This window comes from Legionella anisa (genome assembly GCF_001467525.1).
GTDB lineage: Bacteria > Pseudomonadota > Gammaproteobacteria > Legionellales > Legionellaceae > Legionella > Legionella anisa.
In genome coordinates this window covers 1-22220 of record NZ_LNXS01000004.1, presented here as the reverse complement: position 1 = coordinate 22220, position 22220 = coordinate 1, and the positions used below count along the sequence as shown (strand labels likewise).

Genomic DNA, 22220 nt, shown 5'->3' with positions numbered 1-22220 from the left:
AACTCGTTGTGAACAGAGTTTTTTGTTGGGTCTAAAAGACCCAACCTACCTTGTGTTTATGAAGATTAATCTCATTCAAATATATCTAAGTGTGTAGGTTGGGTTGTTATTTACTTTTATTCTTCTTTTTTAGATCTTTTTTCACCCAATTAATTAATCCACCTTCAAGAAGCAATTCGATTTGACGTTTCGATAAGGTTTGTTGCACTTCCACTTCTTTGTCATTGATTTTTATTTTGAAGGTCTCTTTGTCCAGAATGTCAGGCAATTTCTTGATTTCAACAACATCATTTAAGTTAATTGCATCGTAATCTTTAGGATTTGTAAAAACTAAAGGCAAAATGCCAAAATTGATCAGATTTTGCCAATGAATGCGGGCAAAACTTTTGGCAATGACTATTCGTAAACCCAAATAGCGGGGAGCTAAAGCTGCATGTTCTCGACTAGAACCTTGTCCATAATTCTCTCCGCCTATGATCACATGACCTTGTTTATTTTTTTTCGCACGCTCTGCATAGTCTAAATCGATATGAGTAAAAGTAAATTCGCTAATTTTAGGAATATTACTGCGATAAGGTAGAACTTTCGCCCCAGCGGGGGAAATTTCATCCGTTGAAATATTATCTTCTACTTTGAGTAACACAGGTATTTTCAATGAATGAGGCAATGGCTCAAATTCTGGCAAAGTTACGATGTTTGGACCTTTCACTAATTTTATTTTTTTTGCTTCGTCTAAAGGCAGAGGTCCTTCAAAGCACGCCTGATTTAATATTCTTTTCTTGGGTATTTTTATTTTAGGATAAGGCATATCTAAAGTAGTTGGGTCGGTAATTAATCCTGTCAATGCGGATGCGGCCGCGGTTTCTGGGCTACAAAGGAAAACCTTGTCTTCATCAGTACCTGAGCGTCCGGGGAAATTTCTTGGTACTGTGCGTAAACTGTTTTTTTCTGTTGCGGGGGCTTGCCCCATCCCAATACATCCATTGCATCCGGCCTGATGAATGCGAGCACCTGCGTGAATCAGACTTCCTAAATAACCATCGCGCACTAGTTCTTCTAAAATAGTTCGGGAGGTTGGATTAATATCAAATGAGACATTAGGGTGAACGGTTCGTCCTTTTACTATCTCGGCTGCAATCGCAAAATCTCGATAACCTGGGTTAGCTGAGGAGCCGATATAGGTTTGATAAACTTCTTGGCCAGCTATCTCGGAAACTGGAACTACATTTCCAGGGCTCGTAGGCTTGGCAATCAGTGGTATCAGTTTGGATAAGTTGATTTCTGCATGTTCATCATACGCTGTTTTTTTGTCTGCCTTTAATTCAATCCAGTCTTTTTCGCGACCTTGACTTTGCAAGAATTCTTTTGTTATTTCATCCGAAGGAAATACTGTAGTAGTTGCTCCTAACTCAGCGCCCATATTGGCAATCACGTGGCGATCCATAGCGCTTAGGTGTTTTAAACCCTCTCCATAATATTCAAAAATATAACCCACACCACCTTTTACATCATAACGACGTAACATTTCCAAAATAACATCTTTTGCACTGACCCATTTGGGCAACGATCCGGTCAGATGAATGCCCATAACTTTGGGCATTTTTATATACAATGGATAACCTGCTATAGCCATTGCGACTTCCAATCCTCCTGAACCAATAGCAATCATTCCTAGGGATCCTGCAGCACAGGTATGACTGTCTGATCCGGTTAATGTTTTACCGGGTTTTCCAAAGTTTTGCATATGTACCGCGTGACTGATGCCATTACCCGGTCGGCTAAAATAAAAACCAAAACGTCTTGCTGCACTTGCAAGAAAGAGATGATCATCTGGATTTTTATTGTCTTCTTGAATTAAGTTGTGATCTACATATTGAACGGAAATTTCAGCTTGAGTTTGCTCAAGACCTATTGCTTCCAACTCAAGCATGACTAGGGTGCCTGTCGCATCTTGACACAGAGTTTGGTCTATTTTTAAGGCAATCTCTTTTCCTGGTTCCATTTTTCCTTCAAGAAGATGCGCTTTGATAATCTTTTCAGTAACATTCATTGCTATTTCCTCCATGAGAACAGCCAGATTGTTAAAATATAGCATAGTGAGATAAATACACTTAAATTAGGTATCTAAGGTGAGAAAAGGCACAATTATGGTTGATGCGGACACAAATAACGATTAAGAATTGATACTTTGTTACATGACGAAGTATGGACTAGACTTCAATTTGAAGGAGCGTTTTGGAGGAATATGGCAATGAACTATGATGATCGATATCAAGCAGGCCGTGTTCTAGTGGATTCGCTAAAGAATTATGCGAAGCGCACGGATGTAATTGTGTTGGCATTACCTCGAGGAGGTGTCCCCGTAGGCTATGAAATTGCGCATAAGCTATCGCTCCCGCTTGATATTTTTATTGTCCGTAAGCTGGGTGTTCCTGGACATGAAGAATTGGCTATGGGGGCTATTGCCTCTGGAGGGATAACCGTTTTAAATGAAGAAGTGGTCAACTTATTACATATACCCACAGAAGCGATTGATAAAATTCAAAAATCCGAACAGAATGAGTTATTGCGACGTGAACGGGTTTATCGTGGCACGAAACCTGCTCCTGAATTATTGGGAAAAACCATAATACTTGTGGATGATGGCATTGCGACTGGCTATACGATGCGTGCGGCAATTGCAGCATTGAAACAAAAGAAACCAGCAAAACTTATTGTCGCAATTCCAGTTGCTGCACGCTCGACGTGTGATGAAATCGCTCCATTAGTTGATGAGATCATTTGTCCAATGCGCCCAGTAAGCTTTTATGCTGTAGGATTGTGGTACAATGATTTTTCACAAACGACAGACGACGAAGTGATGCAGTTGTTACGGCAAAACTAACGATATCACAAAAAATAACTTATCCTACACTTTCCACTACTGATGTGCAGTAGTGCTTTTTACATCATTTGAAGATAATATTTTTAATAATTCATTGTATTTTTTCTAAATTTAAGTAGGGTATGTTGATAATTCATCCATATTCTACGTCCCGCGACTTGTTCGCGGGATCCAGGACGTGGAGAATAAGGCTACAATGTCTGATTATTAAACCAGATCGATCATGGATTCTGCGAACAAATCGCAGAACGTAGGTAGTGAGAGGGCTAAGAGATGAATGATTTAACCAATAAAATTATTTTAATTACAGGGGCTTCCAGCGGAATTGGTCAGGCTTGCGCTCGCTTGTGTGCAAAGCATGGAGCGCGACTGATACTCAGTGCTCGTCGTGTAGAACGCCTCGAGGCTTTGGCAAAAGAGTTGAATCAACAATATGGAGAAGTGCATTACGTTTTGCCTTTAGACGTATGTGATCATGAAGAAGTTAAGAAACAATTAGGTTCTTTACCCAATCAATGGCGCTCTATAGATGTCTTAATTAATAATGCAGGATTGGCATTGGATTCTTTGCCTTTGCAACAGGGAATTGAAGCACATTGGGATGTCATGATTGATACCAATATTAAAGGGCTGCTTTATGTAAGTCGTGCTCTGATTCCAGGCATGCTGGAACGAGGCCGCGGTCATGTAGTGAATATCAGTTCTGTGGCGGGACATGAATGTTATCCAAACGGTAACGTTTATTGTGCAACCAAACATGCAGTACATGCTATTTCAAAATCAATGAGACTGGATATGCTTGGCAGCCCGGTTCGTGTTACTGAAATCGCTCCAGGGGCAGTGGAAACTGAGTTTAGTGAAGTACGATGGAATGATAAACAAAAAGCAAAAGCGTTTTATCAGGACTTCCAATCCTTATTGGCAGAGGATATAGCAGATGCCATTGTATATTGTATTACTCGTCCCCAACATATGGATATCGAAGAAATGACCATTATGCCTACGGTACAAGCTTCTGCAAATCATTTATATAGAAATAAGGAATAAGTAAATTTTGTGCAAATAATAAACACCAATGGCACTCAATGGTCTATTATTTACATATATAGGTAATGAATCTTCCTGGCTGAACCATTGAATAACTTCAGATTGGGAGGTTGTGTTGGAGAGTGGTGTGCAAGCCTATGTAGTTGATAGGAAGCCTTAAGCTCTGCATAAACCTCCACAGTGGATAATGAAACAGGCTCAGGAGACGGGAAGGCGTTGCCTGTATTTCATTAAGCGAAATAAATAAAAAAATAATCATTTTGATTAAAATATGAACATACTGTATACTTAATCTACGCTGATTAGATTTGTAATAAGAGCCAGGAGGCTATTATGAAAAAACTAATTATTTCCGTAGTCTTAAGTATTCCTTTTTTCTTAACTGCCTTGCCCATTTTTGCGGCATTCCCTTCAGCTCCTGAGAATCCAGCTCAAAGGACAGATGTCTCGTCCATTAACACTAATTTACTCAAAGTAGCAAATTATGCTTATTGGCATCATGGGCACCGCTGACATCACTGGCATTATTACTAATTTTTAAGATTCAGTCTATTAAGTATCAATGAATAGGAAGATATCATGAACAGATTAATGCTTGTTGTAACGGTGTTAGGCACTGTATCTTTAATAACTGGATGTGCTCGAGATCGAGTGTATTACACTCCAACTTCTACTACTCCAGTTTATACGACTAAAACCTACTACACCCCTGCTACTAAAACCTATACTAAGACCTACTACCCCACTGCTAAAACCTATTACACTCCGGGCTATGCTAAGACTTACTATACTCCAGCCTATACTACTCCTGCTTACGCCTATAGTGTTGGGTATCAGACTAGCCCCTATTGGGACATAGATTATTACAATGATAGCGATGCTTATTATTATGGCTATGATGATTTAGGTAATGTGGGTTATTGGGGTATGTATAATACTTATCAGGTTTATTAATTGAAGAGCCTGTTTTCATTGGGTTCATTAAACGATCCTCGTGGCCGGGCGCGAGGGTCGTTATCGGGGAATGGCTGTATTTGGTGCATCTAAATTTAAAATTCCCCAAAACTTGGGGAATTACTCATTGAATGGAATTATTCTTTCGCGCGAGAAACGTACTCGCCTTTACGAGTATCTACTTTAATTAACTCGCCAGTTTGTACGAATAAGGGGACGCGCACTACAGCTCCAGTTTCTAAAATGGCTGGTTTTCCACCGCCACCAGAGGTATCGCCTTTTAATCCAGGATCGGTTTCAGTAATTTCTAAAACCACAAAATTAGGTGGTGTAACTTGTATTGGTTCATTATTCCAAAGGGTTACGATACAAATATCTTGTTCTTTTAACCATTGGGCCGCATCAGCAAGAACTTCTTTGCCCAAAGCATATTGTTCAAAATTATCAGGAACCATAAAATGCCATTGCTCGCCATCGTTATAAAGGTATTGCATTTCCATATCGGCAACATCAGCAGAAGGTAATGATTCATTCGATTTGAACGTGCGCTCTACAACTCGGCCTGTTTTCAAGTTACGGATTTTAATGCGAGTAAAAGCTTGGCCTTTTCCGGGTTTTACAAATTCACAATCGAGAATAGTACATGGGGCGTCATCAACCATTACTTTTAAGCCATTTTTTAATTCATTGGTGCTATAAATTGCCATTAGTGCTCCACAGTTGAGATTTTGCTTCGTTTTAGTTAAAGTTCGCACAGTTTATCAATTCTGTGTAATTAATGCGAGATACCTCTTTAAGTTGGCAAAAAAATTTGGTTCAAGGTTTTGCTTCAGTTACTGAATTATTAACTTTTCTGGAGCTGCCTTCCTCTATTGGGAATTTATATGCCGAAAAGCAATTTCCGAGTCGTATTCCTTTAGGGTTTGCCAAGCGCATGCAAAAAGGAAATCCTCGTGATCCTCTATTGCTTCAAGTTTTAGCTACTGAATCTGAATTACACGTGAGCGAGGGATTCAGTGTTGACCCCTTAGATGAACGCAGTACTAATCCAATTCGAGGATTAATTCATAAGTATTACGGCCGTGTTTTGTTAACTTTGACTGGTGTTTGTGCTGTGAACTGTCGGTATTGTTTCCGCAGACATTTTCCTTATCAAGATAATAATCCTGGTCGTCATGGATTTAAAGCAATTTGTGATTATCTTGCACAAGATACCAGTATTACTGAGGTGATTTTAAGTGGCGGTGATCCTTTATTGGCATCCGATTTGGTTCTCTCTGAGCTAATCCAACAACTGGAAGATATTCCTCATCTGCATACATTGCGCATTCATACACGAATTCCTGTAGTTTTTCCCGAACGGATTGAGCAGGGTCTACTTTCATTATTAAAAACAACTCGATTCAACAAAGTGATTGTCCTGCATTGCAATCATGCACAGGAACTTGATGATTCGGTGCGACAAAGACTTAATGATTTACGGCAAATAGGATGCCATTTGTTAAATCAAACTGTTTTATTAGCAGGAATAAATGATGATGCTCATATTCTGGCTGGTTTAAGCCAAGCCTTATTTGCATACGGCGTTTTGCCTTATTATCTACATCGATTAGATAAAGTAAAAGGAGCAGCTCATTTTGATTTGCCTTTCGCTACAGTACAAAATATTTATCAGCAACTACAACATCTTTTGCCAGGATATTTAGTGCCACGCTTAGTTTGTGAAGAACCAGGAAAATTAAGTAAAACCCTATTAAGTTAAACATACATTTTAACAATGTATTTACTTTCTTTTTCCTAAAAAAATTACACTAAAATAGCTTTTACCCAAAATGACAAAAATTATAAGAGATCACGAATGAAAAAATTACCTATCTTAAGCATTGGAGATTCTGTGGAAATCATTGCACCTGCGTCTCGCAGTTCGGATAGCCAATTGTTTGGATTAAAAGAATTATTAGAGTCTTGGGAATTAAACTGTGTTGTTCAGAAGGATATTTTTGCTCCCGATTTATTATGTGCGAATACGGATGAAATGCGGTTCACCCATCTTAAAAATGCCCTACAGAATCCTAAAACAAAAGCTGTAATTTGTGTGCGTGGTGGTTATGGTTCCACGCGTTTAATCCCCAAATTGGCAGAAATTCATCCCCCGGATGCGGTCAAAATATTTATTGGCATAAGTGATGTGACTTGCCTTCATCTTTATTTACAACAACATTGGGGTTGGCCAACAATTCATGGTGCTGCTGCGCCTGATAAGTTTTCTAAAGAGACGATTGCAGCGGTGAAGTCCATTTTATTTGGGGATGCGCCGACTCAATTTACCGGATTAATCCCACTGAACAGACAGGCGCAAAAAGAGGGCTTTATTAAATCCCATGTAACTGGCGGCAACTTAGCAATAATTCAGTCTGGAGTGGGAACATGTTGGCAAATGGATGGTCGAGACAAAATTATTTTGCTCGAAGAAATTGGCGAGCGAGGATACCGTGTTGATCGCATGCTGGAACATTTAAAGCAAGCAAGCCTTTTTTCACATGCTGCTGCAATCATACTGGGAGATTTTCTCGAGGGTGATGAACCTAATGGTTCCTCATTGATTGAGCCCGTTTTACAGCGTTTTGCTGAAAGCTGCTCTATTCCAGTATTAAGAATTGCAGGAATAGGGCATGGTCCGATTAATTTTCCCATTCCTTTTGGCACCGAGGCGCATTTACAATTGGGGGAAAAGGCCCAATTAACGTGTTTTCGTTAAAGAATGTAGTTCGAGGGAAACAATGCCTACATTCCGCGCTATGCGCGGAATCCAGTTCCAGCCTTCATGTTGCTGCGATGCAACAGCTCATTGTGCACAGAAAATGCACGAACTGAGATTAAATCACTTGTCCCTCATCTTGAAAGAGCTTAATAAGTTTTTCCTGGGCACAATTATTTCCTTGAGTTACAGGCTTATAGCTGCCATCACTTTGCATTTCCCACGTGTTACTGTTGTCTTTGAGGTAGTTTTTAATGATTTCTTGTTTGATTCGTTTCTTGCAGTTTTCATCAAGAATTGGAAACATAATTTCAATACGATGGTATAAATTTCTTTCCATGAGATCCGCACTAGAACAAAAATAATATTCTTCTTCGTCAGTGCGAAAGTAGAATACCCGATGATGTTCTAGGAATCGTCCGATATAGGAAAGCACGCGTATGTTTTCTGAAATACCAGGGATTCCAGGTTTGAGGCAACATACCCCACGCACAAGCAAATTTATTTTAACTCCCGCTTGTGATGCCTTATATAAAGCTTGAATTATGGTTTTATCAGCTAATCCATTTACTTTAAGGAGAATTTCTGTGTCTCCTTTTTTTAATGCGGCTGCAGTGCATTGTTCGATGTATTGCAGCAATGTTTTTTGTAAGGTAAAAGGTGAGTGGCTTAGCGCTTTGAGTTTAACTACTTTGCCAAGGCCGGTTAGCTGTTGAAAAATGATTTGAATATCGGAGGTAATTGTAGGCTCACAGGTTAATAAACCGAAATCAGTGTAACGTTTTGCAGTGTATTCATGGTAGTTTCCCGTACTTAAATGTACGTAACGTTTGAGTTTCCCATGAGCTCGTCTGACGACAAGGGTCATTTTGGCATGAGTTTTATATCCTACAACGCCATAAAGCACTAGAATTCCCGCGGCATGTAAACGATTTGCCAATTTCAGATTGGATTCTTCATCAAAACGAGCCCGTAATTCAATAACGGCAGTAACTTCTTTGCCTGAATGAGCAGCATCCACCAAAGCATCAACCATCACTGATTGTGAGCGAGTACGATATAAAGTTTGACTAATCGCCACAACATTAGGATCGCTTGCTGCCTGTCTGACAAAATCAATAACCACTTCAAAGCTTTGATAAGGGTGATGCAGTAGAATGTCTTGCTCATCAATGACATTAAATAAATTACGTTCTGACTTGGGAAAGTGAGGATATTGTGCTGTAAAAGGTGGGTAATTCAAATCCGGTCTATCAATGCTGTTAATTGCAGTTAAATGGCGTTGGATGTTAACTGGCCCATCACAATAATAGGTATCTTCATGACGTAAATGGTATTTTTGCAATAAGAAATCAACAATTTTTTCTGGGCAATTTTTTTCAATTTCAAGTCGAACTACATGGCCATAATGACGGGAAAAAATCTCGCGCTGTACAGCTTTGGCCAAATCATCAATTTCTTCTTCTCGCAAAAAAAGATCACTATTTCGAGTAAGACGAAATGAATAGCAGCCGCTAATTTCCATCCCTGGGAATAAACTATTCACGTGGGTAGTAATAATTGAGGAGAGATGAACAAAATAATGCGCATCGCCACATAATTCTGAAGGTAAATGAATAATCCTGGGAATCGATCTTGGAGCATGTACTACCGCATAATTAATATTACGATCAAAAGCATCCTTACCACTTAAAGAAATAATAAAGTTTAAGCTTTTATTAATCAGTTGCGGTAAAGGATGCGCTAAATCAAGAGCGATTGGGCTAATTACGGGTTGAATCTCATGTTTAAAATAGTGCTTTGCCCACAGGTGAATGTCGTCGGTCCATTTTTCAGTATCAAGAAAGTGAATATTTTCTTTACTCAATGCCGGGAGAAGTTGTTTATTAAATATGAAGTAAAGTTGATCGATGAGTTTATGCGTTTTTTGGCTGATCTGACTAAATGCTTCATCAGGACGTAAACCATCAATCGTTAATTTTCCTGAGGAGAGTGCAATTTTTTCTTTAAGTCCGGCAACGCGTATTTCAAAAAACTCATCAAGGTTACTGCTGCAGATGCTAAGAAAACGCATTCTCTCCAGTACAGGAATGCGCTCATCATTAGCCAACATAAGAACCCTCTGATTAAATGCTATAATAGAAAATTCTCGATTGATATAATATTCTGGATTATCCAACACGGTTTCCAAGGGAGTAACTCCATTTTATTCTTTAAAATATTAGGATTAGCACGTTACTATTTTAGACCTTAACGAACTAGAAAAAAACACACTACTATAAAACCTATAAACCCATAAAAGGGTGATAAATTCCAAAAAGTTAAAGCGAGAAAAAATACAAAACAACACAGTGCAATTGGAATAGAAAAATACATGCTGACGACGCCTTGAGCAACTGAGTAACTGGCTGCAGCGAGTAAAGCCAACGCACCATATTGTACTCCAACCATTATTTTTCGCATTCCAGGTCCATTATGACTGGTCAGCCAATGATAGCCAGCCAAGGCCATTAATAAACCTGGCAAATTAAGACTAAGTACAGCAAGAATCAAACCGGTGACTCCAGCGGCTTTATACCCTATAAGGGCAGATAATTTGACTCCGGTTAATCCTGGAAAAATAAAAGTTGAACCAACCATGGCAATAAACTCTTCCTGTCCAATCCACTGTCGATACTCAACCGCTTCATATTCCAATAATTTTAACATGGAATTACCTCCCCCCAGGGAAATAAGACCAATTTTTCCAAAGCTTAAAATAATAGCGAACAGGGTATTTATCATAATTGCAGTAAATTTTTTAGGAAAGTTACATATTCGCAGGAAACAGGTTCATCCAGCAAGTGTTTGGAAATCGTCTCTACGAGCTGCAGTGATTTTCCTTCAATACATACGCTAAAATAAATTTTTTGGAGTACCTCAAGACGGGCAAGCTCGATTTTCACTTTAGGTTGTGTTGGAAGCTTATAGATAAGTGCTTCCTTTTTAACAAAAACTTCGATGCCTTCTTTTTCAACTTGTTGCACCATTTCCTGTAACTGCGGAGAAAGAACCTGGTCTTGAGTTCGTTCAAGAATTATTTTTCGCCCATAACCAACAGCATGGTTTATTTGTTTAAGTAATGGTTTATAAAGCAACTGCTCTCGGCGTTTCTTGATGTTGTAGTTTTGTCCAGGCAGCAAATAATAACAATCTTCTCGAAGTTTCTGTTTATAATTAGCTAATTCGAGTAATGAATTATCAATAGTGTTTAAAATAATGGTTTCATTATCCGGCCAAAAATAACGAATCTCCCATTTTAATTGTTCGTCTTTTTTATCCTCAAAATGAGCTAAGGGTAAGTTTGCTTTTGGGGCAAATTCAAAATTCCAGACTAAGCGTTGGTTCGTGCTCAATTGCTACTCGCAAAATAAAGAGTATATACTACAGCTTTATTATACAAAGCAAGGAAGGTATTGATATTATGGCCATTCTGTTCTTTTTAGCGTACTTGATATTTACCCTAATTGTTCTTTATAGAGCAATGAACCCGCTAGTTTGGGAATTGGGTAGCGTCTTTTATTTAATTGTAGCCACATTTGCTATTGGCTTGCCTTGGGTTATAGGCTTTTTACTTTGGCTTGTGATTATTGTGGCCTTACTTGTAGTGTACCTTGAACCTTTGCGTGCAGTGATTGCGGATTACCTTTATAAGAAAGCGGGTAAATCGATTCCTAAGTTATCAAAAACCGAGGAAGAAGCACTTAATGCCGGTGATACCTGGTTAGAAAAAGATATTTTTACGGGAAAACCAGATTGGGATAGATTAGCGAACGTCTATACGGAGCTTACTGGAGAAGAACAATTATTTCTTAATAATGAAACGCATACCTTATGCAGCATGATTGATGAGTGGGAAATTAGCCAAACACGTGATTTACCCGAACATGTTTGGAAGTACATGAAGGAAAATGGATTTTTTGGTTTGGTGATTCCAAAAGAATATGGTGGTAAGGGATTTTCAGCGCGTGCGCACTCTGATGTGGTAATGAAAATATCCAGTCGTTCGGGTGTCGCTGCAGTAACTGTTATGGTACCTAATTCATTAGGCCCTGGTGAATTAATCAATTATTATGGTACAGAGGAACAAAAGAATCATTATCTCCCCCGTCTTGCAAAAGGTATTGATATCCCTTGTTTTGCCTTAACTGAACCTGGGGCAGGCAGTGATGCAACCTCCATTCAATCAACCGCGATCGTCATGAAGAAGAAGATTGATGGGAAAATGGTACTTGGATTAAACATTACTTTAGACAAGCGTTGGATTACTTTAGCACCAGTAGCAACGTTAATTGGTCTTGCAGTCAATGTGAAAGATCCTGATGGCTTGTTGAAGGACGAAGGCGAAGAAGGAATCACTTGTGTGCTGATTCCACGCGATACCAAAAATTTGGAAATTGGCAACCGCCATTTACCTTCTGATCAACCGTTTATGAATGGAACTATTCGTGGGAAAGATATTTTTGTGCCCATAACAACGGTGATCGGAGGTCAGAAACGAATAGGTAGCGGATGGCAAATGTTGGTTGAATGTTTGTCTATCGGTCGTTCGATTTCTTTACCCGCACTTGGTGCTGGTTCTTCTTCTTCGTGCTATCTCGCAACCAGTGCTTTTGCGCGCGCACGCTGCCAATTTAATGTAGAAATTGGCCAGTTTGAAGGAATTGAAGAAAAACTTGCAGAGATAGCCGGTTTAAATTATTTGATTAATTCAAATCGATTATTGACGGTTGCTGCTGTGAATGAGCATAAAAAGCCTTCTGTAGCTTCTGCAATTGCTAAATATTTTAATACCGAATTGGCACGTTTAGTGGTTAATTCATCTATGGATGTGCATGCAGGACGTGCCGTGGTGGTGGGCCCACGTAATTATTTAACTAATTTTTATAACGGGGTTCCTATTTCCATCACTGTGGAAGGGGCAAATGTCATGTCACGAAACTTGTTAATTTTTGGACAAGGCTCTATGGCATGCCACCCATACATACGTGATGAGTTTTATGCTATTTCCAACCAAGATAAAACAGCATTTAGAGAGGTTATCTGGAAACATATTCAATATTTCATGCAAAATTTTGCCAAAGCAATTTGTTCTGGATGGACAGGGGGGATATTTATTCATGCACCCAAGCAAAAAATGAAAGGTGAGTATAAACGACTCGCACGTCTGAGCCACGCTTATGCATGGCTTGCAGACCTATCTTTGATTGTTTTGGGAGGAGATTTAAAACGTAAAGAACGTCTGTCAGCACGTCTTGCTGATGGAATGTCTTATCTTTACATGGCAATGGCTGTTTTACGCAATGTGCAATTGAATAATGAAAATCCTGATGATCTGTTACATGCTCGATGGGCAGTGTCCTATTGTTTTTATCACGCACAAAAAGCAATGATCGCATTGTGTTATAACTTTCCATCCCGATTTTTGGGGGGACTTGCCCGTATATTGGCATTTCCTTTGGGGCAGACGATGCGCTATCCCACGGATAAGTTGGAGCAAAAATTAGCGCGTTTGATGACCACGAACAATCAATATCGTGATCGGTTGAAAAACATCGTTTACCTGAGCGGTGACCCAAAACAACCAATAGATAGAGTCGAGCACGCGTTACAGCAGATCATTCAAACAGATGAGCTTATCAAAAAGGCAGGTGACTTAAGACGGGTTAAATTTGGTAAATTAAGGGACAAACTAAAAGAGAAGGTTGTAAAAAAAGAATTAACGCAACAGGAAATGGATGCCTTACTTGCAACCGAAGCCGTACGATGGGATGCTATTTTAGTGGATGAGTTCACTTTTGAGTCAATGAAAAAGCAAACATTTCACTCTGTGATTGATGAGATTAAATCACCGTTTATGCATGATGATGCTTCCTCTTAGACGTACTCTCTAAGGTGATGGAGCGTGTTAGCCCTGGGAGTTTATGAATCTTTCAGGGCAGTAGTAAAAGAACACAAATTGTTTATTTATCCATATTTTACACATTTTTAACGGGTAAACTGAAAATCGGTTTTCGCGTAAACAACGCTAGTTTGCTATAATTTAGTCAATATAATAAGTAGAATTTATGAGAGAGATTAATCTATGTCTGCAACTGTATCTGCACTAGTTACCACCAAAGATCGATTCTTGCCAAGCCGAGAAGATTTATTAAGAGCAATGCAATCTGCAGAGAAGTCACCGGAAGCAGCACGATATTTAAGAGATCAAGTTCATCAAATTGTTGAAAAATCAAGACATTACAATAAAGATCCGGAGGCAAAAGCGCTTGCGCAACAAGTACTAAAAGCAGTGGATGAGTTTACTCAACTTGTGGAATATAAATTCTCTCAAGAATCACAAGTTTGGTCTGGTAAGCCACCCAAATCTACCTTCGATCAAATGCAGACTCAAATTGCAAAGCAAGCAGGTGCTGAGATATCTAAAAAGAATTTTGAACGTATTCGATTCGATTATGGGATCAACGAGGAGGGGCATTTTGTTCGTGGATATGGTCCGACTAAGAAAGGAGATCCTGCATTGGGAGATGATACAGTTGAGTCCTTAGACCGCTTGTTTAATGCATGGTTAGCTAATGATCATCAAGTTATTACTCGAGAGGGTTATTTCTTGAAAAAAGACGAGACCGGCAAAGAAAGACAACTGACACGAAACGAAGTAGAGGCGTTAATGGAAGATTCCGCTAAAGAATTTAAGGAATATTTGAAACGGAGTGGAATTGAAACCGAACTCGTATCCCAACAAAAAGATTATCCAGGTGAACATCGATTGGAAGACGCCAAGAAAAAAGCTGCTCAGGAACGGGTAGAGCAAGTAGCCGAGGTTCAAGAAATAGAACAAATTGAAGTTGAAGTTGAAAGGACTACCGCGCCTGGTGCTAGTGGTGGTAGCTAGTTTGCCCCATTTTTTTCAGGATCAATCATTTCATCTAGTATAGTGAACTCGGGCTTGGACATTAATGAGCCCGGGTTGCTATGAGTTAATTGCAGTTCAAAATTTAAATCCTATTCACCGCGTGCAGCCTCTCTAGAGTGCCTATATCAAACCAGAGGCCATCATAAACACGAGCGGTTACTTTATTTTGTGCAGCATATTGGCGAATTAAAGGCGCGACGGAATAGCGCCCTTGCACACAGTGTGCAAATATCTGTGGATGGTAGCAGCAGATTCCTGCAAATGTATATTCTGGATTCGTGTTACTTAATTGAGTTTGATTGATTAAGCCAAAGTCGCCATGATGATTAAGCGCAGGATTTTTATTTACCAAAATCACATGGATCGAATTAATATATTCCAGGTGTATTTGCGAAAAATCAAAATCTGTATAGATATCGGCGTTGACGGTAATAAAGGGTTTAACACCTAACAGTGGGAGTGCGTTTACGATACCGCCACCTGTTTCTAGTCCTCCAGGAGGTTCAGGTGAATAACAAATTTCAATTCCCCAACGTGTTCCATTTCCTAAATGTTGACGAATTTGTCCTCCAAGATAAGCATGATTGATCACGAGTCGTTCAAAACCAGCTTTTGCCAAGTTCATTACATGATGTTCGATTAAAGGCTTTTCTTTTACCATGCACAAAGCTTTTGGTGTGGCTTCAGTAAGCGGTTTTAAGCGGTCACCGCGTCCGGCGGCTAATATCATAGCAGTTTTCATGGTAGATAAACTCTCATTTGCAGAAATTGGAAAAATGGGCGTAATTCATCATAAATTTCTGTACATTCAAGTACATACTTTAAGGTTAAAGGTAAATCTTTAAGATATCCTGGTTTGTTATCTCGTAAATGCAAACGACAAAAGATTCCTAAAACCTTTAAGTGTCTTTGTAAGCCACAAAGATCAAATGCACGGATAAATTCAGACAAAGAATAATCTTTAGTTAAAGAACTTTGAGTGTAAAAAAATTCAACCCATTCCAAAACCTTATGTCGTGGCCAGGAAATATAACAATCTTTAAGTAAAGAAACCAAATCATAAGTGAGGGGGCCACGCATTGCGTCTTGAAAGTCAATAACTCCCAAAGTTGATTCTGATTGGTTTCGTACAAGCATCAGATTGCGAGAGTGATAATCACGGTGAATAAAGGTTAATGGCTGCTGGGCTACCTCTGTGGCAATCCATTCTATAGTTTGTTGGACTAAATCACATTCATCCTGATTGAGTTCCAAAGCAAGATATGCATTAAAAAACCATTCATGACATAAATTCATTTCTTTAAGCATGTGGGCTTTATCAAAGGGGGCAAGCAATGGATCATTAATTGAGCACGTTTGAATTTTAAATAAAGTTTTTATGGCATCATGATAATGATCATTCACCGTTTCAGAATGAAGCGCGTTCAAAAGAAGTTGATCCCCTAAATCACTTAATAGTAAGAATCCATTTTCTAGATTCATCGCAAGAATTTTGGGGGTATGAACATCCGCTTTCTCCAGGGTTTGCGCAACATGTATAAAAGGGTTGAGATCTTCTTTTCCAGGAGGCGCATCCATAATCACTCGAGTGAGTCCGTTGTATTGAAGACGAAAATATTTTCTAAAACTGGCATCTCCAGCCAAAGGAGCTAGCTGAAAATCGTGCAGTTTTAGTGTATCAATTAACCATTCTTTCAGTGCGTTTTCTCTTGCATGCATGGTATACTTCCCCATCATTATTTCTGGTTGTAACTTATAACTAAGATCACTTCGCTCATTAATTGAGAGAATAAAGAAGCACGTTGCGGATGAACTTTACCGCAATAACTTGTATGACGATCAAAAGTGATTCGTTACATATTTTTGTGTGCATAATAAGGCATTTTATTATCTGTGAACAAGATTTCATTTAAATGGTTCTTGATGAGCATATTTACGACCCTACTCATTTTGCTCATGGTAATTTATCATGCGTTGGCCTATTCTGCCTCTTTGATTGATGAGCCAGTTCAAGCGTGTGTCATCGCACGTGATGTTGATTTAACTGATGCAGTAAGAGCAAAATTTGCCCAATGCTTAGGATGGCAAGCAGATCAAAGTTCCCCTATTTGCCTTGGCTCATACCAACCCCTTACAGTTACACCTCTGGCTTCACCTGATGAAATAAGGATCATGGCGGATCGCGTTTCATTTTATCAAGACAAACCGTCCACTTTGAAAGGAAATGTGGAAATCCAGCAAAACCAGAGAATAGTCAATGCACAAACTGCATATGTGTATCGTGATCCCAAAAGCAAACAAATTACAAAAATCGAGTTTCTAGGTAATGTGCGTTATCTGGAGCCTGATAAATTATTAATTGCTCGTAAAGCTACGATTAACCCCCAGGATAAATCAGGTCAAATTGAAGATGTCATCTATCGTTTTAATACCAATAAACGTACTGTCATATTGCCTGCATGGGGAAGGGCGGGTTTAATGCAGCGCTTTCCTAATTCGGATTATTTGTTGCGTCAAGCGACTTACACTACATGTGCCCCACAAGATAAAGCCTGGGATCTTGAGGCGAGATCAATTGTTATTGATAATAAGAAAAAGATGGGTGTTGCCAGAAATGTTACGTTGCGTATTCGTGAGCAGCCTGTTTTTTATGTGCCTTATTTGAGTTTTCCTACAAGCAAAGAACGCAAATCCGGTTTTTTAATGCCTTTAGCTGGATATTCCAATGTAGGCGGTTTTGATTTAGGGCTTCCTTATTATTGGAATATTGCCCCAAACTATGATTTGACTTTAACCCCTCATCTTTATACTAAACGTAATGTCATGTTAGGCGGGGAGTTTCGCTATTTAACTACGAACAGTGCCGGGATAATTATTGGGAATTTTTTGCCGGATGATGCCGCGTATCGAAATTTTTTGAACAGCCACTCTGAGCAATTTCCTTCCTTTAAAGATAAATCAACAAATCGATGGCTTTTTGGTTTTCTTGACACGACGCAATTTACTCCCAATTTACGATTAAATGTGAATGTTCAACAAGTTTCTGATGATTATTATTTCCAGGATTTTAGTTCTAATTTAGCCCTGATTACTCAAAGACAATTATTGCGTCAAGCAGATTTAACCTATTCAACAGAGCATTGGACTTTTAGAGGCATGGCTCAAAGTTTTCAAACCTTGCACCCAATTAATGAGACGCCTATTGCTGATCAATATGAACGTTTGCCGCAGCTATATGCTCATGGCTATTATTATGAGCTGCCGGCAGAGGCCAATTTAAATATAACTGGGCAGTACGATCAGTTTTTTTGGCCAACATCAACGTTGCAGGATCCGATAATAGGATTGTTCCCAGGACTGATTCCGGGGGTAGAAATGCCTCAAGGTCCCCGATTCCATTTTAATCCGGTACTTTCTTTACCCCAGCGAACTAATTGGGGGTTTATTACTCCATCAGTAGAGTTTGTAGAAAACTATTATCAGGTGCGCAATGATTGGAATGATAAGCACACGGAATATAATCGTTTTATTCCACGTTTCGGCGCTCATGGTGGCTTATTTTTCGATCGTAATTTTAATTGGAAGGGGAGCTCGTATACACAAACTTTAGAGCCCAGCTTATTTTATTTGTATGTACCTTTTTACAATCAAAGCCAGCTGCCTATCTATGATACTGCTAATATGATTTTTAATTTTGATCAACTTTTTAGAACCAATCGTTTTTCAGGGTTTGACCGAATTGGTGATGCCAACCAATTAACTTATGCATTGACTTCTCGTTGGTTGTCAGAGGAAACGGGTGCTGAGCGTGCCAGTTTTTCTATTGGCCAAATCAAATATTTTACGAATCGAAACGTACAACTATGTCGTAGCCTAACTGGTTCTTGTATTGCAAATCCTTTAGAAATTGGACAATTGTCTCCGTTTTATGGTGTTTCACCTATAGCGTCGCGGGCGGTTTATCATTTCAACCCTGCCTTGAAAATTTTGGGTGATTACGTATGGGATCCTGCCACCTCTGCGACAAATAATGGAGGTTTGAATTTACATTATCAACCGAAACAAAATGCAATTATTAATTTGGGTTACAGTTACTTAGTTAATGGAGATGTGACAAAAGTTAGGAATGATGCAGGAGTAGATAATTCGTTGCACCAAGGATTAATTTCTGTTTCTTGGCCAATAAATGATCGATGGAGTACTGTTGGTGCATACAGCCATAACATTAGTAAAGATTACAGTATGATGTCGTTATTAGGGATACAATATGATAGTTGTTGTTGGGCAGCACGAATTTTAGGAGGAAGAACGTTTAAGAGTTTAAATGCTGAATTCTTACCTCAATATAATAACAATATCTATTTGCAAATTTTATTAAAAGGCTTAGGATCAGTAGCTAATAGTGATCCTGGTAGTGTATTGAATACGTATATTCCGGGATATGATGATCCATTTCATCGTTAAACCAAATAATGGTATAAAGTGAAGCGAAGTCGCTTGTGTTTTGGATAAAAATAACCTAAATTGCTCGAAAAAAGTAATAAGGATTAAGGTATGTATAAAAAAATAACCCTTGCATGCATATTGTTTGCTGCTATTGGGGTGTCAGAAGCAAAACAATTATTGGATAAGGTGGTTGCTGTTGTTAATAATGGAGTGATCACTTCAAGTGAGCTGAACAAACAAGTTGAATTAACAAAAAAACAAATTATTGCACAAAAAATGCAAGTTCCAGCAGACTCTGTATTGCGTAAGCAAGTACTTCAGCACTTAATTGATGTGAATGTGCAATTGCAAATGGCAAAACAACACGGTCTTACTGTAGATGATACCGAACTAAATCAAGCGATCGAAAAAATAGCAACAGTAAACCATGCCACTCTGACCCAATTACGTGAAGAAATTATAAGACAAGGAATGACTTGGGAAGAATATAGAGAAAATATTCGTAAAGAGATACTCCTTTCTAACTTACAACAAAAAGCAGTAGGAAGAGATGCCGCTGTTACGAATGAGCAAGTTGAGCAATACCTCAAAACAGAAGGAGCAATCGTCAATCGTTCTGCGCTCACCTATCATCTTCAAAATATAGTTATTCCATTAAGCGAAGAGCCTACAACTGAAGAAGTAAAAAAAGCTAAAAGCACAGCCGAATCTTTATTGATAAAGATAAAAAAAGGCGAAGACTTTAGTCGTTTGGCTATAGAAAACTCCAGTGGTGAATTTGCATTGGAAGGGGGGGATTTAGGTGACCGTCATTTAGCAGAGTTACCCGAATTGTTTGCAAAGGAAGTAGTGAATATGAAAGCAGGACAAGTAGCTGGTCCCCTACGTGCAGGCAATGGATTTCAGTTAATTAAACTGGTATCTATTGGCGGTGACAATCAACATCATGTCATTACTAAAACTCATGTTCGTCATATTCTTTTAAAGCCTGATCCAAGCATGCTTCCAGAAGATTCAAAGAAACAAGTGAACAATATTTACCAGCAATTAAAAGCGGGTAAGGATTTTGCACTCATGGCAAAACAATATTCGTTGGATTCGGCCAGCGCTGTTAAGGGTGGTGATTTGGGTTGGGTTCCACCAGGGGTATTAGTTCCTGAGTTCGAGAAAGCTATGGATAAACTGGCTGTAAACGAAATTAGTCCTCCTGTAAAATCACAATTTGGTTGGCATCTTATTCAAGTACTTGGCCGTAAGAAAGAAGATGATTCAGAAGCTTTCAAAAAGCAGCAAGTACGACAATTTTTACAACAACGGAAGTTTGCTGAAGCAGTACAAAATTGGCAGCAACATATACGTTCGGATGCTTATGTTAATATTGTTGAGAAGGAACTGGCGTGAAGCCACTCCTCATTAGCAGTGGAGAGCCAGCAGGAATTGGTCCAGATTTATGTTTGGCTCTCGCAAAATATGATTTTCCATTGGTAATATTAGGGGACCAGGCGGTATTGGAGGCTAGAGCAAAAGAATTAAACCGCACTATCTATTTTACTCCATACCAAAGCGGACAAGATATCAAACCGAAACATGATCATTTAACAGTGCTTTCAGTAACTTGTCCTGATCCAGTCCAGAGCGGTTGTCTTAATCCCAAAAATGCCGCGTATGTTATCGAACTATTAAACCAGGCAGCAGCATTATGCGGGCGGGGTGAATTTTCTGGGTTAATTACTGCTCCTGTGCACAAGGCAAATATTAACGAAGCAGGTATTCCATTTAGTGGGCACACTGAATTTTTTGCACAATTCTACAAAAAAGACGTGGTGATGATGTTGGCCTGTAATGAGATGAAGGTGGCTTTAGTTACTACGCATCTTCCTTTACGTAGGGTACCGGATGCAATTACTTCAGAACTGATTATCAAAGTGATTACCCAGGTACATCAATCATTGATCCGAGATTTTAATATTAAAGAACCCTGCATCAAAGTAGCCGGTTTAAATCCACATGCAGGCGAATCAGGTTACTTGGGTCGAGAAGAAATTGAGGTAATTACCCCTACTATAATGCACTTACAACAACAGGGTATTAATGTTCAGGGACCTATGCCCGCAGATACTCTTTTTATTAAAAGTCATTTACAAAATTGTGATGCTTATGTTGCGATGTACCATGATCAAGGTTTACCAGTAATTAAATATGCTGATTTTCATAATGCAGTTAATGTGACTTTAGGATTGCCCATAATACGTACTTCAGTAGACCATGGTACTGCCTTAGAATTGGCAGGCAAAAATTTGCTCGATCCTGGCTCCATGTTTGCCGCCGTTGATATGGCAAAGACCATGACTATATCCAGGATGAGATCATGATCAGTTTAATAGCCGCAATTGATGAGACTGGGGGCTTAGGTTTCAACAATCAGTTACTTTGCCATTTACCAGCCGATTTACAACACTTTAAATCAATTACTATGGGCAAACCCATCATCATGGGAAGAAAAACATTTGCTTCTATAGGAAAACCTTTGCCAGGAAGACTAAATATTGTCTTAAGTCACAGTGTAACCTCAATTGAAGGGGTCTCTGTATTTAATTCCTTAGAAAAAGCAATCAATCAAACTAAAGAGTTTCCCGAGATTATGATTATAGGTGGCGCTGAATTGTTTGCTGAGGCAATGAATAAAGCTGCTCGCCTGTATATCACACGAATACATCATCAATTTATTGCAGATGTTTTTTTTCCTGAAATTGATGAATCAATATGGCACTGTCATGAAAAACAGTTCAGACCGCACGATGAAAAAAATGAATATGATATGACTTTTTATACATATGAGCGTACCAAATAATAATTGTCATTATCTAAGATAGTGTGCAGAAATAATTTCAATCCGCAGTCTTACCTTTTCAGCATGACGATAAACATTTAGAAAACTTCAAAGTGTCACTAATGAACTATTCGATGCTTTTCCGCTACAATTAAATGCAAAAAATGCCCAACATGAGCACGTAAAGATCGATATGGACTAGAGTCGATAAGCAAAAGAAAACAATTAAAAAAAAATGAAAAAAGTGTTTGACACAAGGAACGAAATCAGTAGAATACGCAGCACGCCTTCGGGGCGGGTTCATTAAGAAGAGAGAAGACAAACTGTGTGGGCACTTTAAAGACCT

At 38.9% G+C, this 22220-nt stretch carries 19 protein-coding genes; 12 read left to right on the top strand and 7 right to left on the bottom strand.

Translation table 11 applies throughout. The features are described from left to right. Nucleotides 1-106: 106 nt before the first annotated feature. Nucleotides 107-2050: an aconitate hydratase gene (locus tag Lani_RS01985; RefSeq protein WP_019235150.1), complete on the bottom strand. Its 1944-nt coding sequence runs from the start codon at nucleotides 2048-2050 to the stop codon at nucleotides 107-109. A 201-nt stretch (nucleotides 2051-2251) separates the two neighbouring features. On the opposite strand from Lani_RS01985, the gene Lani_RS01980 reads away from it, so the two are divergent. The 4 genes from Lani_RS01980 (at nucleotide 2252) to Lani_RS01965 (ending at nucleotide 4885) form a co-directional block, all read left to right on the top strand. Next, nucleotides 2252-2884, top strand: coding sequence for a phosphoribosyltransferase (locus tag Lani_RS01980; protein WP_040523278.1), 633 nt, complete (start codon nucleotides 2252-2254; stop codon nucleotides 2882-2884). Between the two features lie 273 nt (nucleotides 2885-3157). Then, nucleotides 3158-3931: an SDR family NAD(P)-dependent oxidoreductase gene (locus Lani_RS01975; protein WP_019235148.1), complete on the top strand. Its 774-nt coding sequence runs from the start codon at nucleotides 3158-3160 to the stop codon at nucleotides 3929-3931. 333 nt (nucleotides 3932-4264) lie between these two features. Further along, the gene (locus Lani_RS01970) at nucleotides 4265-4444 is read left to right on the top strand and encodes a hypothetical protein (RefSeq protein ID WP_019235147.1); all 180 of its coding nucleotides are present in this window, start codon (nucleotides 4265-4267) and stop codon (nucleotides 4442-4444) included. Between the two features lie 66 nt (nucleotides 4445-4510). Next, nucleotides 4511-4885, top strand: coding sequence for a hypothetical protein (locus Lani_RS01965; RefSeq protein ID WP_019235146.1), 375 nt, complete (start codon nucleotides 4511-4513; stop codon nucleotides 4883-4885). A 137-nt stretch (nucleotides 4886-5022) separates the two neighbouring features. Here the strand turns inward: Lani_RS01965 and efp are convergent, their stop codons facing one another. Beyond that, entirely contained in the window at nucleotides 5023-5592 is a 570-nt protein-coding gene (gene efp, locus Lani_RS01960; RefSeq protein WP_019235145.1) for an elongation factor P, read from the bottom strand. A 71-nt stretch (nucleotides 5593-5663) separates the two neighbouring features. Between efp and epmB the strand changes: the two genes are divergently transcribed. Continuing rightward, nucleotides 5664-6647 (top strand): EF-P beta-lysylation protein EpmB, encoded by a 984-nt coding sequence (epmB, locus tag Lani_RS01955; RefSeq protein ID WP_019235144.1) that lies wholly within the window; start codon nucleotides 5664-5666, stop codon nucleotides 6645-6647. Nucleotides 6648-6743: 96 nt separating this feature from the next. After that, nucleotides 6744-7643 (top strand): S66 peptidase family protein, encoded by a 900-nt coding sequence (locus Lani_RS01950; RefSeq protein ID WP_019235143.1) that lies wholly within the window; start codon nucleotides 6744-6746, stop codon nucleotides 7641-7643. A gap of 118 nt (nucleotides 7644-7761) precedes the next feature. On the opposite strand, the gene ppk1 is transcribed toward Lani_RS01950, so the two are convergent. The 3 genes from ppk1 to Lani_RS01935 are packed head-to-tail and all read right to left on the bottom strand — an operon-like array spanning nucleotide 7762 to nucleotide 11038. After that, nucleotides 7762-9834: a polyphosphate kinase 1 gene (gene ppk1 / locus Lani_RS01945; protein ID WP_019235142.1), complete on the bottom strand. Its 2073-nt coding sequence runs from the start codon at nucleotides 9832-9834 to the stop codon at nucleotides 7762-7764. A 59-nt stretch (nucleotides 9835-9893) separates the two neighbouring features. Continuing rightward, nucleotides 9894-10427 carry a chromate transporter gene (locus Lani_RS01940; protein WP_019235141.1) on the bottom strand — a complete coding sequence of 178 codons (534 nt, stop codon included), beginning with the start codon at nucleotides 10425-10427 and terminating at the stop codon, nucleotides 9894-9896. Next, complete coding sequence (locus Lani_RS01935; protein ID WP_019235140.1) at nucleotides 10424-11038, bottom strand: hypothetical protein; 615 nt, start codon at nucleotides 11036-11038, stop codon at nucleotides 10424-10426. The genes Lani_RS01940 and Lani_RS01935 overlap by 4 nt, the downstream gene beginning before the upstream one ends. Nucleotides 11039-11106: 68 nt before the next feature. Between Lani_RS01935 and Lani_RS01930 the strand changes: the two genes are divergently transcribed. Together Lani_RS01930 and Lani_RS01925 are read left to right on the top strand one after the other, a co-directional pair. Then, entirely contained in the window at nucleotides 11107-13563 is a 2457-nt protein-coding gene (locus Lani_RS01930; protein ID WP_019235139.1) for an acyl-CoA dehydrogenase, read from the top strand. A gap of 204 nt (nucleotides 13564-13767) precedes the next feature. After that, nucleotides 13768-14577, top strand: a complete 810-nt coding sequence (locus tag Lani_RS01925) for a hypothetical protein (RefSeq protein ID WP_019235138.1) — start codon at nucleotides 13768-13770, stop codon at nucleotides 14575-14577. A gap of 103 nt (nucleotides 14578-14680) precedes the next feature. On the opposite strand, the gene murU is transcribed toward Lani_RS01925, so the two are convergent. Both murU and Lani_RS01915 read right to left on the bottom strand, forming a co-directional pair. Then, the gene (gene murU / locus Lani_RS01920; protein WP_019235137.1) at nucleotides 14681-15340 is read right to left on the bottom strand and encodes an N-acetylmuramate alpha-1-phosphate uridylyltransferase MurU; all 660 of its coding nucleotides are present in this window, start codon (nucleotides 15338-15340) and stop codon (nucleotides 14681-14683) included. After that, entirely contained in the window at nucleotides 15337-16317 is a 981-nt protein-coding gene (locus tag Lani_RS01915) for an aminoglycoside phosphotransferase family protein (RefSeq protein WP_019235136.1), read from the bottom strand. The genes murU and Lani_RS01915 overlap by 4 nt, the downstream gene beginning before the upstream one ends. Before the next feature lie 204 nt (nucleotides 16318-16521). Here Lani_RS01915 and Lani_RS01910 point away from each other — a divergent pair, with 204 nt between their 5' ends. From Lani_RS01910 to Lani_RS01895, 4 genes are all read left to right on the top strand, one after another. Continuing rightward, a complete protein-coding gene (locus Lani_RS01910) occupies nucleotides 16522-19062 on the top strand; it encodes an LPS-assembly protein LptD (protein WP_019235135.1) in 2541 nt (846 codons plus the stop codon). A gap of 90 nt (nucleotides 19063-19152) precedes the next feature. Further along, nucleotides 19153-20445, top strand: a complete 1293-nt coding sequence (locus Lani_RS01905) for a peptidylprolyl isomerase (protein ID WP_019235134.1) — start codon at nucleotides 19153-19155, stop codon at nucleotides 20443-20445. Then, complete coding sequence (gene pdxA / locus Lani_RS01900) at nucleotides 20442-21416, top strand: 4-hydroxythreonine-4-phosphate dehydrogenase PdxA (RefSeq protein ID WP_019235133.1); 975 nt, start codon at nucleotides 20442-20444, stop codon at nucleotides 21414-21416. The genes Lani_RS01905 and pdxA overlap by 4 nt, the downstream gene beginning before the upstream one ends. Beyond that, entirely contained in the window at nucleotides 21413-21895 is a 483-nt protein-coding gene (locus Lani_RS01895) for a dihydrofolate reductase (RefSeq protein ID WP_019235132.1), read from the top strand. The genes pdxA and Lani_RS01895 overlap by 4 nt, the downstream gene beginning before the upstream one ends. Nucleotides 21896-22220: the final 325 nt, after the last annotated feature.

Excerpts from the sequence above, each read along its gene's own strand:
- Lani_RS01985 (WP_019235150.1), bottom strand. The coding sequence starts at position 2,050 with ATGAATGTTACTGAAAAGATTATCAAAGCGCATCTTCTTGAAGGAAAA.
- Lani_RS01980 (WP_040523278.1), top strand. The coding sequence starts at position 2,252 with ATGAACTATGATGATCGATATCAAGCAGGCCGTGTTCTAGTGGATTCG.
- Lani_RS01975 (WP_019235148.1), top strand. The coding sequence starts at position 3,158 with ATGAATGATTTAACCAATAAAATTATTTTAATTACAGGGGCTTCCAGC.
- Lani_RS01970 (WP_019235147.1), top strand. The coding sequence starts at position 4,265 with ATGAAAAAACTAATTATTTCCGTAGTCTTAAGTATTCCTTTTTTCTTA.
- Lani_RS01965 (WP_019235146.1), top strand. The coding sequence starts at position 4,511 with ATGAACAGATTAATGCTTGTTGTAACGGTGTTAGGCACTGTATCTTTA.
- efp (WP_019235145.1), bottom strand. The coding sequence starts at position 5,592 with ATGGCAATTTATAGCACCAATGAATTAAAAAATGGCTTAAAAGTAATG.
- epmB (WP_019235144.1), top strand. The coding sequence starts at position 5,664 with ATGCGAGATACCTCTTTAAGTTGGCAAAAAAATTTGGTTCAAGGTTTT.
- Lani_RS01950 (WP_019235143.1), top strand. The coding sequence starts at position 6,744 with ATGAAAAAATTACCTATCTTAAGCATTGGAGATTCTGTGGAAATCATT.
- Lani_RS01940 (WP_019235141.1), bottom strand. The coding sequence starts at position 10,427 with ATGATAAATACCCTGTTCGCTATTATTTTAAGCTTTGGAAAAATTGGT.
- Lani_RS01930 (WP_019235139.1), top strand. The coding sequence starts at position 11,107 with ATGGCCATTCTGTTCTTTTTAGCGTACTTGATATTTACCCTAATTGTT.
- Lani_RS01925 (WP_019235138.1), top strand. The coding sequence starts at position 13,768 with ATGTCTGCAACTGTATCTGCACTAGTTACCACCAAAGATCGATTCTTG.
- murU (WP_019235137.1), bottom strand. The coding sequence starts at position 15,340 with ATGAAAACTGCTATGATATTAGCCGCCGGACGCGGTGACCGCTTAAAA.
- Lani_RS01915 (WP_019235136.1), bottom strand. The coding sequence starts at position 16,317 with ATGCATGCAAGAGAAAACGCACTGAAAGAATGGTTAATTGATACACTA.
- Lani_RS01910 (WP_019235135.1), top strand. The coding sequence starts at position 16,522 with ATGAGCATATTTACGACCCTACTCATTTTGCTCATGGTAATTTATCAT.
- Lani_RS01905 (WP_019235134.1), top strand. The coding sequence starts at position 19,153 with ATGTATAAAAAAATAACCCTTGCATGCATATTGTTTGCTGCTATTGGG.
- Lani_RS01895 (WP_019235132.1), top strand. The coding sequence starts at position 21,413 with ATGATCAGTTTAATAGCCGCAATTGATGAGACTGGGGGCTTAGGTTTC.